At 40.1% G+C, this 17,236-nt stretch carries 14 protein-coding genes; 9 read left to right on the top strand and 5 right to left on the bottom strand.

Going from position 1 to position 17,236, the window contains the following annotated elements:
* Positions 1–80: 80 nt before the first annotated feature.
* The gene (gene ntdP / locus AYR53_RS12130; protein WP_068225421.1) at positions 81–614 is read left to right on the top strand and encodes a nucleoside tri-diphosphate phosphatase; all 534 of its coding nucleotides are present in this window, start codon (positions 81–83) and stop codon (positions 612–614) included.
* Positions 615–919: 305 nt separating this feature from the next.
* Here ntdP and AYR53_RS12125 read toward each other — a convergent pair whose 3' ends face one another.
* A complete protein-coding gene (locus AYR53_RS12125) occupies positions 920–1,375 on the bottom strand; it encodes a GNAT family N-acetyltransferase (RefSeq protein ID WP_068225420.1) in 456 nt (151 codons plus the stop codon).
* A gap of 126 nt (positions 1,376–1,501) precedes the next feature.
* Here AYR53_RS12125 and AYR53_RS12120 point away from each other — a divergent pair, with 126 nt between their 5' ends.
* The 3 genes from AYR53_RS12120 to AYR53_RS12110 all read left to right on the top strand — a co-directional run bounded on the left by AYR53_RS12120 (position 1,502) and on the right by AYR53_RS12110 (position 5,858).
* Positions 1,502–2,635 carry an AI-2E family transporter gene (locus AYR53_RS12120; protein ID WP_068281264.1) on the top strand — a complete coding sequence of 378 codons (1,134 nt, stop codon included), beginning with the start codon at positions 1,502–1,504 and terminating at the stop codon, positions 2,633–2,635.
* Between the two features lie 233 nt (positions 2,636–2,868).
* Positions 2,869–4,173 (top strand): hemolysin family protein, encoded by a 1,305-nt coding sequence (locus AYR53_RS12115; protein ID WP_068225418.1) that lies wholly within the window; start codon positions 2,869–2,871, stop codon positions 4,171–4,173.
* 71 nt (positions 4,174–4,244) lie between these two features.
* Positions 4,245–5,858, top strand: a complete 1,614-nt coding sequence (locus AYR53_RS12110; protein WP_068225417.1) for a peptide chain release factor 3 — start codon at positions 4,245–4,247, stop codon at positions 5,856–5,858.
* Between the two features lie 140 nt (positions 5,859–5,998).
* On the opposite strand, the gene AYR53_RS12105 is transcribed toward AYR53_RS12110, so the two are convergent.
* From AYR53_RS12105 to AYR53_RS12095, 3 genes are all read right to left on the bottom strand, one after another.
* Entirely contained in the window at positions 5,999–7,108 is a 1,110-nt protein-coding gene (locus AYR53_RS12105; RefSeq protein WP_068225416.1) for a MucBP domain-containing protein, read from the bottom strand.
* A gap of 258 nt (positions 7,109–7,366) precedes the next feature.
* Entirely contained in the window at positions 7,367–7,660 is a 294-nt protein-coding gene (locus AYR53_RS12100; RefSeq protein WP_068225415.1) for a DUF1827 family protein, read from the bottom strand.
* 326 nt (positions 7,661–7,986) lie between these two features.
* Entirely contained in the window at positions 7,987–10,224 is a 2,238-nt protein-coding gene (locus AYR53_RS12095) for an ATP-dependent Clp protease ATP-binding subunit (protein WP_068225414.1), read from the bottom strand.
* A gap of 230 nt (positions 10,225–10,454) precedes the next feature.
* On the opposite strand from AYR53_RS12095, the gene AYR53_RS12090 reads away from it, so the two are divergent.
* The 3 genes from AYR53_RS12090 (at position 10,455) to ptsP (ending at position 12,886) form a co-directional block, all read left to right on the top strand.
* Positions 10,455–10,646: a hypothetical protein gene (locus tag AYR53_RS12090; protein ID WP_068225413.1), complete on the top strand. Its 192-nt coding sequence runs from the start codon at positions 10,455–10,457 to the stop codon at positions 10,644–10,646.
* Positions 10,647–10,895: 249 nt separating this feature from the next.
* On the top strand, positions 10,896–11,162 hold the full coding sequence (locus AYR53_RS12085) for a phosphocarrier protein HPr (protein ID WP_068225412.1): 267 nt from the start codon (positions 10,896–10,898) through the stop codon (positions 11,160–11,162).
* Positions 11,162–12,886: a phosphoenolpyruvate--protein phosphotransferase gene (gene ptsP / locus AYR53_RS12080; RefSeq protein WP_068225411.1), complete on the top strand. Its 1,725-nt coding sequence runs from the start codon at positions 11,162–11,164 to the stop codon at positions 12,884–12,886. Before AYR53_RS12085 ends, ptsP begins: the two co-directional genes overlap by 1 nt.
* A 73-nt stretch (positions 12,887–12,959) precedes the next feature.
* Here the strand turns inward: ptsP and AYR53_RS12075 are convergent, their stop codons facing one another.
* On the bottom strand, positions 12,960–14,231 hold the full coding sequence (locus tag AYR53_RS12075; protein ID WP_068279055.1) for an ISL3 family transposase: 1,272 nt from the start codon (positions 14,229–14,231) through the stop codon (positions 12,960–12,962).
* A gap of 340 nt (positions 14,232–14,571) precedes the next feature.
* Here AYR53_RS12075 and AYR53_RS12070 point away from each other — a divergent pair, with 340 nt between their 5' ends.
* Together AYR53_RS12070 and AYR53_RS12065 are read left to right on the top strand one after the other, a co-directional pair.
* Positions 14,572–15,813, top strand: coding sequence for an ISL3 family transposase (locus AYR53_RS12070; protein ID WP_068280084.1), 1,242 nt, complete (start codon positions 14,572–14,574; stop codon positions 15,811–15,813).
* A 228-nt stretch (positions 15,814–16,041) separates the two neighbouring features.
* Entirely contained in the window at positions 16,042–17,220 is a 1,179-nt protein-coding gene (locus AYR53_RS12065) for a glycosyltransferase family 4 protein (protein WP_068225410.1), read from the top strand.
* Positions 17,221–17,236 lie beyond the last annotated feature (16 nt).

The raw sequence follows: 17,236 nt of genomic DNA, 5'->3' as shown, positions 1-17,236 counted from the left end.
ATCATCGTCACAACTGGTAAATTTTGGTATAATGTTCATGATAATTCGGTGTTAACAGCTTCTAGAAAGCAGGGTGACGCATGCGTATTCCAAAAGAAGGGGAATCGTTCGCGATCCAAAGTTATAAACATGATGGCAGTTTACACCGGACGTGGCGTGATACGATGGTTTTGAAAACCTCGGAAAACGAAATTATTGGTTGTAATGATCATACTTTAGTGACGGAATCGGATGGCCGCCGCTGGCTTACCCGGGAACCCGCGATCATTTTTTTTCACAAGCATTATTGGTTTAATATTATCGCGATGATTCGGGACAATGGGGTTTCATACTATTGTAACTTGGCATCGCCATACGTTTTAGATCGTGAGGCACTAAAGTATATCGATTATGATTTGGATGTTAAGGTGTTTCCTGATGGTGAACGTAAATTATTAGATGTTGATGAATACCAAGTAAACCGGCAACGCTGGGGTTATTCAAACGCAACCGATAAAATCTTAAAGGCCAACGTTAATATTTTGGTTGATTGGTCAGATAACCATAAAGGGCCATTCTCCAAAGAGTATATTGATATTTGGTACAATCGTTATTTAGAACTCGCCCACCGGTAGCCACGAAATGAATTTTAATGAAGTAGTGCGTGAAAAAGCTACTTTTATTTACAGCTTAGACGACTACATTTAGTCAGCAAAAAGAGGAGGTTGAGACAAAATGGAATTTGTCTTAACCTCCTCTTTTATACTAGCAAAGTAATATCGTGGGAGTATTTGAAAAAGCATTCAAAGGCTGCCTTTTCAAACACGTTTAACCAGGATTGGTCAGAAAAAATACTGGTAAAATAATTTTCCAACCTGCGCTAGGTACACTTTATCCAGGTGGTAAGCGAGGTAAGCCGTAATTGAATTACGATCTGGTTTTAACCTTTGGGCACTTGGCCACTCGATAGCTGTTTATACATTTCGTGGTGGGGGATGCCGGCATCTAGGAAGCCTGGCCGTTCCGTTTTATGAAAGCCAAGTTTTTCGTAAAAGCCCAGTGCCTGATCTTGGCCACCAAGAATTAGTGCCGGTTTATTGTGGGCCACGGCGTAATCTTCTAAGGCAGTGAATAATTGTTGCCCGTAATGGTGACCGCGTGCTATTTTGAGAGTGGCTACTCGCTGGACGTGAAAGGCAGCCTTTTCAGGTAGTAACCGAGCGGTGGTCACTGCTTGACCATTCACGTAGCCGACAAAGTGAACGGTCTTAGTTTCATTTTCATCAATTTCGAGAGCAAGGCTAACGTTTTGTTCGGTGACGAAAACACGTTTCCGAATACTTAAGGCGTCTTGGTAGATTTGGTTTGTAGTGTCAGTAGTATGTAAAATTTTCATGGTTCAACCTTCTTCGTAAGATTTAGAACTAGGCGACCAAATAAAATAGTTTTCTTAAATTTGGTAAAATAATTATAACATAATGCGCACGGTGTAAACTGGCCACTGTGAAAGGAAATGATGCGGATGTTTGAACGGCTACAAAAATCACGATTAATGTTCTGGTCACTAGAACTGCTAATTGTCGCAAGTTTAATTTTTGTTTGTACGAAAATTAGTTTTGTTTTTTCACCAATTGGAACTTTTGTTTCAACCTTGTTTATCCCTATTCTAATTGCCGGATTTTTGTTTTATCTATTTAATCCCCTAATTAAATTATTAGGTCATTTGAAAATTTCCCGAAATTGGGCAATCCTAATTGTTTTCCTGATTTTCTTTGGTGGGTTAGCGCTGATTGTGATGACCGTTATCCCAAATTTAGTTAAACAAATTGCACAATTAGTCGTTAGTTTGCCCGATTTTGCGTCGGCCATGGAAAAGACGGCCCGGGAATGGCTGAAAAGCCCCTGGCTACAGAATATTGATGCCGAAAAATACATTAATCAATTGAATTTATCATTTAGTGATATCTTGCAATCCGTCATGAGTTCGGTCACTTCTAGTCTTGGTTCCGTTGTTGGTACCGTGACAAGTGTTGCGATTACAGCGATCACTATTCCAGTGATGTTGTTTTATATGTTGAAAGATGGGCACCGGTTAATTCCCAGTATTCAAAAATTAATGCCCAATCGCTATAAAGCTGAGACAACCGATTTACTTTCAAAAATGGGGGAAACAATCTCGACCTATATTGGTGGCCAACTTATTGAGTGTACCTTTGTTGGTGTTTTTACTTTTCTAGGTTATTTGTTGATTGGGATGCCCTATGCCTTTTTGCTCGGTTTTATTGCTGGTATTTGCAATATTATTCCCTATGTTGGCCCGTACATTGGAATTGCACCTGCCCTGATTGTCGCTCTAACTGTGTCGCCAATGCAGATTATATTGGTGATTATCGTTGTCGTCGTCGTTCAGCAGGTGGATGGTAACTTTATTTATCCCAACGTTATTGGCCGAACGCTGTCAATTCATCCCTTGACGATCATCATCTTATTATTGGTGGCCGGTAATATTTCTGGAATACTGGGAATGATTTTAGCAATTCCTTTTTACGCAATCGTTAAGACAGTTGTTAAGTACTTCTGGGATATTTACCAACTACGTACACGGGAAAAAGAATTACCTGCGGCTGAATCCCAAAAGGCAAATAAGACTGACTAGTGAAATTGAAAAGAACGGTATTTAATGTTAGTATTTGACAGTGACTTTTAGGAAGTGATTTGAAACCTTTTTTGTGAGTATTCTACAAAAAAATTGGTTCAAATGTCCTATTATTCAATGATCGTAACTAGTAGTTCACAATTGCGGATTATTACTAGCTTCGCTTGTGGCGTAGAATTAGAAAGTATTTTAGAACAGTCGATTAATAAAAATTGAACGGAGTGGATGTGGCGATGAGTTCTGACCCTGGCAGTCATATATGGGTGCAATTAGTTTTAGCGCTTATTTTGATTGGTTTACGTGGCTTTTTAACTGCGGTAATGATTGCAATAAATACGATATCGAAGGCCCAGGCACAGCGCTTAGTTGATGCAGGTAAACGGAAGGCTAAGCGCTTGGCAAAAGTAGTTGATCAAGTAACTGAGGTTAGTGCAACTTTGGAGCTATTAATCATCTTTATTGATATCTCCATTGGTGTACTAGGCTTATTAATTGGTGTCCGACTTTGGCCTGATTTTACTAATGAAACGCTGTTAGGTCTTTTAATTGCGATATTTATGAGTATTATTTTATTCAGTTTTACCAGTGTTTTACCACGTAAATTTGGTCAAGTTAGGGCTCAATCATTAGCCTTGATGGCAGCAGGTTTCGTTAATTTATTAACGCAGTTGTTTAAGCCATTATTATGGTTGTTGACGAAACTTGGGCCTTCAGGTGCCAGCGTTAAACGCCCGGAATTAACCCGTGAAGATATGGTTGATATGATTGAAAGTGGGCAAAAAAGCGGCGTCATTGAATCTGATGAATTTGAAATGTTTGAAGGAATTATTGAGATGCGGCGCAAAATGGCCCGTGAGGTCATGGTACCGCGGACAGATGCCTTTATGATTAACTTGGATGATACTAATCAACAGAACATCACATCGATTTTAAGTCAGAACTATTCCCGAATTCCAGTTTATCAAGGGGATAAGGATAAGGTTGTTGGAATTGTCCACATTAAAAATATTATGCAACGTGCGCATGAGATTGGTTTTGAAAATGTTCAACTTGCAGAGGTTATGCAAGAAGCACTCTACGTTCCGGAAACAATAATGATTGACGATTTATTATATGAAATGAAAAAGAGTCAAAATCAAATGGGAATCCTACTTGATGAGTACGGCGGTTTGGTTGGGTTAGTGACCATTGAAGATTTACTAGAAGAAATTGTTGGTGAAATCGATGATGAGACTGATGAGGCCGAGGTTCTTTACCGCCAAATAGATGAACGGCACTATACCGTCAAAGGCAGTATGCCCCTGGATGATTTTAATGATCTTTTTGCAACTGACCTAGATAATCCAGACGTTGATACGATTGCAGGCTACGTGCTGACTGGTTTAGGGACTATTCCAGAAGAAGGGCAGCAGCTAACCATGACTTTGCCTAACAATATTAAGTTGACAACGGGCGAAATGGATGGTTCACGGTTATTGGATATTAAGGTTGAGTTGCCGACTGCAGTCGCGCAATCGGCGGCCGATGATAGTGACTAGGAAACTGATCAGACTGTGCCAAAAACAGTTTTGGAACATAGTTAGGCTACCTTTTAGGAAGGAACTAAGTTATGCAAAATAAAGAATTAGAGCAAGCAGTGAGTAAACGCCGAACATTTGCTATCATTTCACATCCTGATGCCGGTAAAACGACAATTACCGAGCAATTGCTGTTATTTGGTGGCGTTATTCGCTCTGCCGGTACCGTCAAAGGTAAAAAATCCGGCCAATTTGCTAAATCAGATTGGATGGCAATTGAGCAGCAACGGGGAATCTCTGTAACTAGCTCCGTAATGCAGTTTGATTACCAAGGTAAGCGAATTAACATTTTGGATACACCAGGCCATGAGGACTTCTCAGAGGATACTTACCGCACTTTGATGGCCGTTGATTCGGCAGTCATGGTTATTGATGCCGCTAAAGGGATCGAACCGCAAACTAAAAAGCTTTTTCAGGTTTGTCGGATGCGGGGAATTCCGATCTTTACGTTTATGAATAAAATGGATCGTGATGCCCGGGAACCGCTGGATTTAATTGCCGAATTAGAGGAATTATTAAACATTGAGGCGTACCCAATGAATTGGCCAATTGGCATGGGCAGGGATCTACGCGGTCTTTATGATATTTATAATCAGCGAGTGGCCCTGTATCATCCTGATGCAGATGGTCGGCAATATTTACCCTTGGATAAGGAAACTGGTGAAATCATTGGCGATCACCCGTTGAAAAAGGAATCGATTTACCAACAGGCATTAGAAAACACGCAGTTACTACTAGAGGCCGGTAATCAATTTGATACAGCCAAAATTGCTAAGGGAGAACAGACGCCAGTTTTCTTCGGTTCTGCCTTAACTAATTTTGGGGTTAAAACTTTCTTGGAAAATTATTTAGAGTACGCACCTGCACCGGCCGCGCATAAAACGCAGGATGACGACCTCATTGAACCAGTGGCAAGTGAGTTTTCTGGATTTGTTTTTAAGATTCAGGCTAATATGAACCCTAATCACCGTGATCGGATTGCTTTTATTCGAGTTTGTTCAGGTGAATTTGAGCGGGGGATGGATGTTACTTTAGAACGAACCCAGCGCAAATTGCGTTTGTCTAATTCAACGGAGTTTATGGCCAATACTAGGGAATCCGTGGAGTCGGCCGTGGCTGGTGATATTGTTGGCCTTTATGATACGGGTAATTTTCAAATTGGGGATACAATTTATACCGGTAAAAGGCACATTAAATTTGAAAAATTACCACAATTCACGCCCGAATTATTTGTTAAAGTAGATGCAAAAAATGTGATGAAGCAAAAATCATTTCACAAGGGCATGAATCAGTTAGTGCAAGAGGGCGCCATTCAATTGTACCGAACCTATTTAACTAATGATTATGTTTTAGGGGCAGTTGGTCAATTACAGTTTGAAGTTTTCCAATTTCGGATGAAGAACGAATATAATTCGGATGTGATCATGGAACCAATGGGCGAAAAGATTGCCCGCTGGATTGATCCCGCGCAATTAGATGAAAAAATGTCTTCTTCACGTAATTTATTGGTTCGTGATCAAAATGATGCGCCACTATTCTTATTTGAAAATGAATTTGCAGAGCGCTGGTTTAAGCAGAAATATCCGGATATTAAGTTAACTGAGAAATTATCAACGAATATGGTTTCTGCTAGTAAAAAGCATTAGCAACTTATTAGAATAGTGCAGTTTTAGGGCATAAAAATATGAGTCACAAAGTAAAAGATAAAGACTTTCCGCTTAACAAATTAATTGTTAAAGCGAAATAACCTTTTAACCTACTTTTTGACTCATTTTTTTGTGTCTTGTTAGGACCGCTCAGAAAGTTGCAGGCGCTGAATCGGTCGATTAAATAAATTAATTGGGGGTAATAAGTGTAAATAGTGCTCCTCGAGCCATGAAGCGTCCTCTAGCTCGTACCAAACACTGTTATTATTTAAAATCGTTCCCTTAATGATATTAACGATTTGGCCGTGACGAAGTCGGTGTAGGGGGTCGCCGTAGGGCTTTGACCAAGTTGTAACGGCCTGATCGCTGGCAAACGAGATGGCAGCTCGGCGCGATCCTGGAATAATTGCGGTTTGTCTAAATAGTGGTGGCGTTAACGGTTTTGGTTGCTGGCGAATAAATGGTGATTGTTTAAGCCGACTAGCGTGGACAACGGAAATCCACTGGCCACCAAGGTCATACCAAAGACTGCCATCAAAGATTTTGACCTTACGGAATATGCGCCAGATTGATTGCTTTGGTAGGCTAGACCGTAAAGGTGATTGACCAGGAAAGCGAAACGCTTGGACTTGAGTGCGAAGGCTAATGTAGCTGTCCAAGTAGCGCGTTGACCAAATGATAGCAGAGGTTTGATAAAAATAATTTACAATCTGGGTTTTGCCACTAAACTGGCCTTGGCGATTACTTGTCGCCCGAACAGCACGGTACTGCTTTAAGTGGAGGTGGTGGGTTTGGTAGGGAGCGCCTAATGTGCCTACTAAGTATTCAGGTTGGCGCAAAAGTTGGTGCTCTTGGTTAAAGTGAAAGACAATAACTGGGGCCGCAACTTGTTGGGCGTAGATTAATTGAATACTCGTTCGGGGATAGACAAAATAGCTGTGATAGTTTGTAATTGTGGCCAAATAATAATTATTAAATTCTGGGAAATTAACTTTAAACGCTTGGTTTAACTGGCCACTAAAAATTAATGGTTTAGCGAGTTGTTTACCGGTTTCAGTTAGGTAAAAGACAACGACGAGGGCAGATTGAACCGCCGGAATAAGTGACCGCGTTTGTGGCAAATAAGCCAATGATGCTTTGTTGCGTGGCTCAACTGCGGGAAGTTCAGGTGTGGAAACTTCAATTGAGGCGGGGACAGCCACTTTTTTAGGATTGAGCAAGCGTCGAATTAGGCGTAAAAATTTTCTCATCTTAAAATCCCCCTTTGCCGGTGACTGTTTATTAAATCGCTTTATTTTTAGTTTAGCAGTCTTTTCTAGTGGTGTAAAAAATTGTGTGTTAAATCATATTTTTAGATAGTCTCTTACAAATGGTTGCGGCCACGAAAAAAGTTAGGCCACCTTAGCCATAGTTATCAACGCAAAGGCGACTTAACTTTCAAACACGTTTACACTAAATTAGTCAGGGAAATACTAATAAAGCCATTGTCCAAACACGACCTAGCCAATTCAGCTACTAACTTTATTGTTGCGAGTAATTGAAATTTCGGCCAATTTATCTGAAATAATGGGTTTAACCTCGGCCTGGGTGAGGTGAACCAATTGATCTAACACGTAATCGATTTCATTTGTTTGGATATTGCGCGATCGATTAGTTAATAGAATTTCATCATGGTTTGTTGCCCTAGTGAAAATAACCGTTGTATTACCTAGTGAATAGACACGAACGTGATGAGCATCGGTACTATTTAGCTGATTGGTCACGACATCAACGTAACTATTTGTAACATCAATTAATTTCATAATCAGTGTGCCTCCTTAGACTAGTTCTTTCCTAATATTATAAAGAATCAGTTGCTAAAAGAGAATTATTATGCTTTTAAGTAATCCCGATAAGAATAGTGGAGCACGTTTTCGAAATAGATAAAGCAACAAAATAAGGCCAGGACTTTTGTCCTGGCCTCTTATTGTTTACGATCATTATTCTAGAACGTGCACCAAAAGTCTGGGTTCACGTGCCTAACTACAGCCAAATCCAATAACCATAGTCCGGTTATTGGATTAGCTTATGTTACGTAGTAAACCCAAAACCAACTTTTGTCCCACTTCCGTTAATCTTGGATCATTATTTAAGCTTTATCGGTTGCTGGTTGAATCGCTGGTTTCTGGGAGTCAATCACAATCTTATCCTTTAAGAGATGAGCCTCTAGTTCCTTTTCATCAGCGTGATCCAAATAATAATCAGCAACTTGGTCTTCAATTTGCTCTTGAATAACACGGCGTAATGGTCGTGCACCCATAGCAGGATTGTAACCTAGATCAACTAATTTTTCTTTGGCGGCTTCGGTGACGTGAATAGTTAAACCTTGGTCAGCAGTCATTTGGTTAACGTCGGCCAACATCAAATCGACGATCTTCAACAAATCTTTCTTCGTCAAAGAGTTAAATTCAACAATATCGTCAAAACGGTTTAAAAATTCAGGTTTAAAGTAATTAGAAAGCTGATCAATAATTGAATGTGTTTGGCCAGCAGCGGCAGCACCAAAACCAACATTAGCTTCGGCGTCACCTTGACCAGCATTAGAGGTCATGATGATAATCGTATCCTTGAAACTGACAGTTCGACCCTGTGCATCAGTCAAACGACCGTCGTCAAGAATTTGTAAGAACATGTGCATCACATCAGGATGTGCCTTTTCAATTTCATCCAGTAAAATTAAACTATAAGGATTACGGCGAACTTTTTCAGTTAATTGCCCAGCTTCTTCATAACCAACGTAGCCAGGCGGTGAACCGATTAACTTGGAAACCGAATGTTTCTCCATATATTCACTCATATCAAAACGAATCATGGAGTCTTCTGAGCCAAATAGTTCTTGAGCCAATTGCTTAGCCAGCTCGGTTTTACCAATACCAGTAGGGCCAACAAACAAGAAAGAACCAATTGGACGGCCAGATTTATTAAAGCCAATCCGATTCCGGCGAATCGCCCGTGCAACCTTGTTAACTGCTTCAGTTTGACCAATAACATGTTTGTCAAGGTCACTAGCTAATGTTCTTAATTGTTTCTGTTCTTTTGAATGTAATTCACCGACAGGAATATTTGTCTTTTCTTCGACAATTTGTTCCATGTCACTTTCACCAATGGATGGTGTATCCTCGCTAGCAGTATCGCTGGCTTGCATTTTAGTCAATTTTTTGACTTGATCACGATAGTAAGCGGCCTTTTCGTAATCTTCTTGCTTTAAAGCCTGTTGTTTTTGACTTTCAGCCTGTTGCATTTTTTCCTTAATGACTTTTGGATCAACTGTATTAATCGTTAAGTTCTTTTTAGAACCAGCCTCATCAAGTAGGTCAATGGCCTTATCTGGTAAGAAACGATCCTGAATATAACGGTTAGACAAGGTTGCGGCAGCATTGATTGCTTCATCAGTATACTTAACGTGATGGTAATCTTCGTACTTCTTTTGCAATCCCTTTAAAATCTGCACTGTTTCGTCTACAGTTGGTTCTTCAACGTGAACTGGCTGAAAACGGCGTTCAAGTGCCGCGTCTTTTTCAATTTTACGGTATTCATTTGATGTCGTTGCACCAACTAATTGGAAATCACCACGAGCAAGGGCCGGCTTCAAAACGTTACCAGCGTCCATTCCACCTTCGGCATTACCAGCACCCATAATTTCGTGAATTTCATCAATAAAGAGAATGACATTTTCATTTTTACGAACTTCATCCATTAACTGTTGCATCCGTTGCTCAAATTGACCACGAATACCGGTCCCTTGAACAAGTGAAACAACATCCAAGCGAATGATTTCTTTATTTTGTAGCTTTTGTGGTACTTGTCCGGCCACAATCTTTTGGGCCAAGCCCTCGACGACTGCGGTTTTACCGACACCAGCCTCACCAATGAGGACTGGGTTATTTTTTGTTCGACGATTTAGAATTTCAATGACACGTTCAATTTCTTTATCGCGACCAATGACTGGGTCAACTTTACCTTGCTTGGCTAAGTTGGTGAGGTTAACACCAAATTGTTCAAGTAGGCCACCATTACCATTTTTACCACCACGACCGTTACCGCCGTTACCACCGGCTTGCGTCTGGGGACCTTGTTGGAATGATTGGCCATTATTCTCAGGCATACTACCTTGGCCCATAGCCCGGAAAATGTCGTCTAAGTTACTAAAGCCAAATGGATCGCCAGTGCCAGCCGCATTAATTGGTTGACCACCAGTTGGGTTACCTTGTTGTTTCTTTAATAATTGGTAACAATTTTGACAAAGATCGATCTGTTGGCGAGTGCCATTGACATTTGTATATAAATGGATGGTTGCCTCGTTCTTATGACAGTTTTGACATAGCATCGACTATTTCACAACCTTTCATACATAATTATTGTCGTTATAGATAGGGTAAAAGGCAAAGGTTTATTTGACCATCTTTGACCTTCAAATGCATTATACAAATTAATGTTTTGAGATGCAAGGAATTAACACGAAAATTTGGCAGAAATATTTTCGAGTGCTAATTTCATTTCAAACATATGTCGTGTACACTATTATTATAGGATAGGAAAAGAAATGAGGCAAAGAAAATGACCGATTATAAAACACAATTAGCGGAACTAGAGGCCGGAAAAAGACAAATAATTGAGGTTTCTAAAGATGACTTTTACGCTTTTCGGACGGCTTGGTTGGATTATCCAAGACGTAAAAGTATTGTGGGGGAAGCCCATCGAGGCGGAAATGTGACCTATCATTATGATCGAACGGCGGGACAAAAATAATAATTTAGTAAGAAAACGCTAACAAACGGTATATACCATTGAAACGGCGAAAACGATTGCTAAATTTTTATTAAACATTGAAAATACTAAAGAAAACGGTCGCAAAGTGGTTGTCGAACTGTAAAAAAAATGGTAATGTTTAACAGTGAAAGGACAATCGAGTGATTGAAATGTCGTTTCGCCTTAGGGTACCAAAAAGGGAAAGCCCTAACATATCTTAATATATAAGTTGAAGGAGTATGATTAGTTATGGAAAAACGCGATTTTCATATTATTGCAGAAACAGGTATTCACGCACGTCCTGCTACATTATTAGTACAGGCTGCTAGTAAGTTTAATTCAGATGTTAACCTTGAATATAAGGGCAAGTCTGTTAACTTAAAGTCAATTATGGGTGTCATGTCGCTTGGTGTTGGCCAAGGTGCTGATGTATCAATTTCTGCTGAAGGTGCTGATGAAGCAGACGCAATTAACGCAGTTGCTGATACAATGAAGAAAGAAGGACTCGCAGACTAATGACGGAAATGTTAAAAGGGATTGCTGCATCTGACGGCATTGCACGAGCAAAGGCATATTTACTCGTTCAACCTGATTTATCATTTTCTAAAAAGTCGATTGATGACGTTCAAGCAGAAGTTGATCGCTTGCATAAAGCGGTCGCTGCTTCTAGTGCGGAATTAAAGTTAGTTCGCGAAACAGCTGCTAAAAGCTTGGGTGAAGAAGAGGCCCAAGTTTTTGATGCACACATGATGATTTTGGATGATCCAGAATTTGTTGGTGCAATTGAAAGTGGTATTAAGGATAAAAAAGTTAATGCTGAACAGGTCCTTAGTGACGTATCAGCTAACTTTATTCAAATGTTTGAAGCGATGACGGATAATCCGTACATGCAAGAACGTGCAGCAGATGTTCGTGATGTTACAAAGCGATTAATGAGCCATTTACTAGGTGTCACTTTACCCAATCCTTCGCTAATTGATGAAGAAGTCATCATTATTGCGCATGATCTTACACCAAGTGATACTGCTCAGTTAAACCGTAAATACGTTAAAGGATTCATCACTGATCTTGGTGGTCGGACCAGCCATTCAGCAATTATGGCACGTTCCCTTGAAATTCCAGCGATTGTTGGGACGGAAAAGGCAACTAGTGAGATCAAAGAAGACCAAATGGTTATCGTTGATGGTAACGGTGGTGTTGGGGTTATTGATCCTAGCGTTGACGATGTCAAAAAATATGATCAGGCGGCGAAAGATTTTGCTGCTCAAAAGGCTGAATGGGAAAAACTTAAAAACGAAAAAACCATCACAAAAGATGGTAAGAGTTTCATAACTGCAGCAAACATCGGTACGCCAAATGATGTACCTGCAGCAGTGGATAATGGTGCAGAAGCAGTTGGTTTGTTCCGCTCAGAATTCTTATATATGGATTCTGCTGAATTACCAACTGAGGATGAACAGTTTAAGGCCTATAAGGCTGCTCTTGAAGGAATGAACGGTAAGCAAGTCGTTGTTCGGACGATGGATATTGGCGGAGATAAGCATTTATCTTATTTGCCACTTCCTGAAGAAATGAACCCATTCTTGGGCTATCGTGCTATCCGGATTAGTCTTGATCGCCAAGACATTTTCCGGACGCAGTTGCGTGCTTTGTTGCGTGCTTCACACTACGGTAACTTAGCCATCATGTTCCCAATGATTGCAACCGTTAATGAATTCAAACAAGCAAAGGCAATTTACGAGGAAGAACGGCAGAAGTTAATTGATGCTGGTACACCTGTTGCTGATAAGATTGAAGTCGGTATGATGATGGAGATCCCTGCAGCAGCGGTAATTGCCGATAAATTAGCTAAATACGCTGATTTCTTCAGTATTGGAACTAACGATTTAATCCAGTATTCCATGGCCGCTGATCGTGGCAATGAGCATGTTTCTTACCTATACCAACCTTATAATCCATCAATTTTACGCTTAGTTAAGCGGACGATTGATGCTGCACATAAGGAAGGTAAGTGGGCTGGTATGTGTGGTGAAGCTGCTGGTGATCCAATTATGGTTCCAGTTTTACTTGGCCTTGGCCTAGATGAATATTCAATGAGTGCTACTTCGATCCTGAAGATTCGCAGTTTGATGCGGCGGTTAGACACTGCTGATATGAAGAAAATTGCCGATCAAGCAGTGACTGAAGCAGAAACCAATGAAGATGTCATTAATCTAGTAAAAAAAGCAACAAATCAATAGATGAAATTCAAAATGGTAAGAAATCGAGGCTCTTCGTCAACTGTTGTTGGTGAATCCATATTTCGAGTTCTAATCACTTCGTGATTAGGGCTCTTTTTGTTTTGATTTTGAAAACGTATAGTACTCGAGTTCTAAACCTCCAGAAGCTGCGATAGCCAAAACTGGCTCGTTTGATCGCCTTGATTTTATTATTAGAACCTTCCAAAGGACCATTTGAATAGTGTGTGGTAAAGGTGTTACGAATCTCATCATGATGGCTTTCAAGTGTTTTAATCGTGTTCTTCATTTCTTCAGAATACGTTTTGTTATTCCAAAATGCCGCATTGTAGTTATGCCAATCTTGATGTTGGACAGCTGACCGGACGCTGTTTAAGACTTGATAAGTTTGTTCTAGTTCTGAATCCAACGATAACAGCTGATGGACAACATCGGTGGCAGCCATCCAGTAAGGAAAATTAGTCCACTTTTTGAATTGTTCAAAGTTAAGCTGTTCAGTTGGTACTAACAACAGCTTCCAGTAGCGCTTAAGGGCGTGAAATTCGCGAGAAGACGGGGTAAACTTCTTCATCACCTTGATTCTGGTTTTGTTAAACGCCCGATTTAGGGCGTTGATAATATGAAACTTGTCCATGACCACCATGGCATTGGGGAACACGGTCTGCACAAGCTTGGGGTAGGTATAATTCATATCAGTCACAATAATTTTGACGTTTTCTCGGGCAGCTTGATCGAAGCGGTAAAAATACTTCTCTAGTTTATTGATGGTTCGATAAGGGAGTAAGTCGATTAATTCATGGGTTTCGCCATTCATGAACTCAAAGCTCATGGCACCAGTAGCGCTCTTGGTACTCTTCACCTCATCCATTAAGATGATCTCTGGTAAATAGTGCCAATTGGTTTGAAAGTCTCGTTCAGCGCGCATTAACTGGCGGCCCACAAATGAATCTGATGCCGATACTTCATTGGCAATGTGCTTCAAAGAGACCGGTTCACCGAGCTTCTCTAGGCATTCTTTGCGGCTGGTGTTTGAAATTGTACAGTGTTTCGGAACTGCCAATGTTTGTGCAAGAAAGTTGCCGTGACATTCTTTACAGTGGAAATAGCGGCGCTTTAAGGCTAAGATGACGGTGTTGCTCAGAACCTTCGAGAATCTGATAGTGGTATTGCGCCAGCCGTAGTTAATAATCTTTTGATCATTGATAATCCCGCACTTGGGACAAGCCTTCGGCGTGTAATCCAAGTGGCCAGTTAAGCGAATAACCCCGTCTTCTCCAGTTTCACCGTCAGTAATTTTTAGGTTCTCGTCAGCTATTCCTAATAATAATTTTGTAGTATCATGACACATAGGGCATTTCCTTCTTTCTGAAAAATCTTCGTGGTGGTTGACTTGGATGAACGGACAGGAAATGTCCGCTTTTTTATTCTAGCCATAAATAAAAAATCTGTCATCAGTAATAGATGAAAATCTATTACCAACAACAGATATTGTAGAACCGAAATCGAATTGATTTCTTACCATTTTTTATGCAGTGAGTTAAAGAAAAGTGGGTCTACACTTTCTGGTATTGGTGAATAACTAATACCGGTTTTTTGTCTGTTTTGAAAATCAGAAAAATAAAAAAGGACATCTGTCCTCTTTGTGCTACGATTTAATCGCCAAAACAAATCGAAAAGAGGAAATTCAGATGTCCCTAACTAATTCTATCTTATGCTTATTCGAAATAACAGACCCAAACTTAATTGTCACTGGTATTTCTAAAGAACGGTGTTCCACAAACCAACGTATTCATGTCGTCCATGCAACTTTGTCTTATCAACTTTTAAAGTGCCCACATTGTGGCCATAAAAGCTTAATTAAAAACGGAACTCACATGAGTCACCTGCGTTTAGGAACCTTATCCGGTGGTCGTTACGAAATGCATTTAAAACGTCAAAGATACCAATGTAAAGATTGTTCAAAAACCTGTGGTGCTAAAACTAAGTTGGTTAATCGTAACGAAACTTTCACACACAATATCAAACATCAAGTGATCGTTTTGGCACGCGATATGTTGACGAGTAAAGAAATTGCTAAACTTTGTGGAATTTCGCCAAGCAGTGTTCAACGAATCCTAAATGCCAATATTCACTTAGCCTATCGTGTTAAACATCTCCCAGAGAATCTTTGCTTTGATGAATTTCGTTCCTGTAATCACTGGATGTCCTTTAATTGTTGCGATGCCGTTAGTCATCGCCGAATTGTTACTTTAAAAGATCGGCTAAGTAAAGATATCATTGACTACTTTGAAGCTCGTTTTTCGGTTCAAGAACGTGCCCAAGTTCAATCAGTGACGATTGACATGAATGCTGAATATGGCAGCTTCATTCATCGCTTATTTCCCAATGCGGCCACGATTATCGATCGTTTCCATATTATTCAACTGGCTGGGCGTGCCTTAGATAATGAACGCACGCAGACCATTCGTACTATCCAAGATAAGCATTCACGAATTTATCATATTTTAAAATCTCAATGGCATTTATTTCATCTTGATGAAATAAAAGTTAATGATTCTAAGGCTGTTTATTTACGCGGAATTAACGAGTATATGACGCAACAAAACGCCATTGATTTAGCTCTAGACGCTTTTCCCAGATTTAGATCTGTGTATCAAACCTATCAAGGTATCTTAAGTGCCATACACCAAAAGGATGCTAATGCGTTCCAATCCTTACTTACTAACTACCAACCCACTAGTAATCAAATGGACATAACGATCAACACGTTTATCAAAAATGGTTCAGCCCTTCTAAACAGTTGTCGTTATCCATTTTCCAACGGTCCAATTGAAGGACTTAATCGTAAAATCAAGGCATTAAAGCGTAACTGTTTTGGTTTTCGAAATATTGACAACTTCTTTATCCGGATTAGTTTAATTCATGAGTAAACAAAAAGCACATTCACCGAAGTGAATGTGCCGTTCAAAATCTCCACCAATACGATTTGACAGAGACCCAGAAAAGTGTAGGCTAGTGACTATAGTTGGTCGTGAAAATCAGACTTTGGAGTGATTTATTTTACCGGTGTTTTCGTTATGCTAAATGATGGCATTTGCGCTTAAGTATGCTTCCCACTATAATTAGATTAATTAAAAGACAAAGGAGGACAACCACACGTGAATATTGGATTATTTACTGATACCTACTTTCCTCAGGTGAGTGGGGTTGCAACCTCTATTAGGACGTTAAAAGAGGAATTAGAACGTGAAGGACATTCGGTTTATATTTTTACAACAACGGACCCGCACGTGGATAAAGATGAATTTGAACCCAATATTTTTCGTTTTCCTAGTGTTCCCTTTGTTTCGTTCACTGACCGACGGATTGCGGTTCGGGGACTATTTCACGCCTATCAGGTTGCTCGTGACTTAGACCTAGATATTGTTCATACGCAAACTGAATTTTCAATGGGTTACATTGGCAAATTTGTTGCCAAAAATTTAAAAATTCCTTGCGTTCATACTTATCACACCATGTATCAGGACTACCTACACTATATTTTGAATGGTAAGCTATTGCGACCGTATCACGTTAAGCAAGCAATGCACGCCTATTTACACAATATGCACGGGGTAATTGCGCCTAGCTCGCGAGTCGTGGCAACGTTACGTGATTACGGGGTTAAAATTCCAATGAAAATTATTCCAACTGGAATTGATATTTCGAAATACGAAAAACCAATTCTAACCAACCCGCGACAGTCATTAGGGATTGAACCAGAAGTCCCCATCTTATTGTCCTTAAGTCGAGTTGCTTACGAAAAGAACATTCATGAAGTAATCGATGCCTTACCTAAAATACTTCGGCAACAACCTAAGGCCGTACTGGTCATTGTTGGCGATGGTCCGGCACGAGAAGATCTAACTAAGCAGGCGCAGCAACTGGGTTTACAGCAGCACGTTTATTTCACTGGTGAGGTTCCTAATGATCATGTTTCGGCTTATTACCACATGGCTGATTTATTTGTTTCGGCTTCTGAATCCGAATCTCAGGGATTAACTTACGTTGAGGCAATGGCAAGCGGTCTAAAAAGTGTTGCGGCAGTTAGCCCGTATACAACTGATTTATTAGATGATCCAGCAATTGGAACTACTTTTTCAACTGAGGCAGAAATGATACATCAAATAACTAACTATTTGGCTCATCCTAATGTGTTTAATGACCCCAAACCACGTTTAAGTAAATTACATGATATTTCGGCCGAACATTTTGCACACGAAGTTGTTGCTTTTTATCAAAATTCGCAGGCCTATTATAGCGCTTTAGAGCAAGATTCAGCCGATATAAGCGAGTAAAAATTAGGAGAGTCAA

This window comes from Loigolactobacillus backii, assembly GCF_001663675.1.
Taxonomy (GTDB): domain Bacteria; phylum Bacillota; class Bacilli; order Lactobacillales; family Lactobacillaceae; genus Loigolactobacillus; species Loigolactobacillus backii.
Note: the sequence above shows the minus strand (reverse complement) of the source record. Positions and strands in the feature narration are given on the sequence as shown.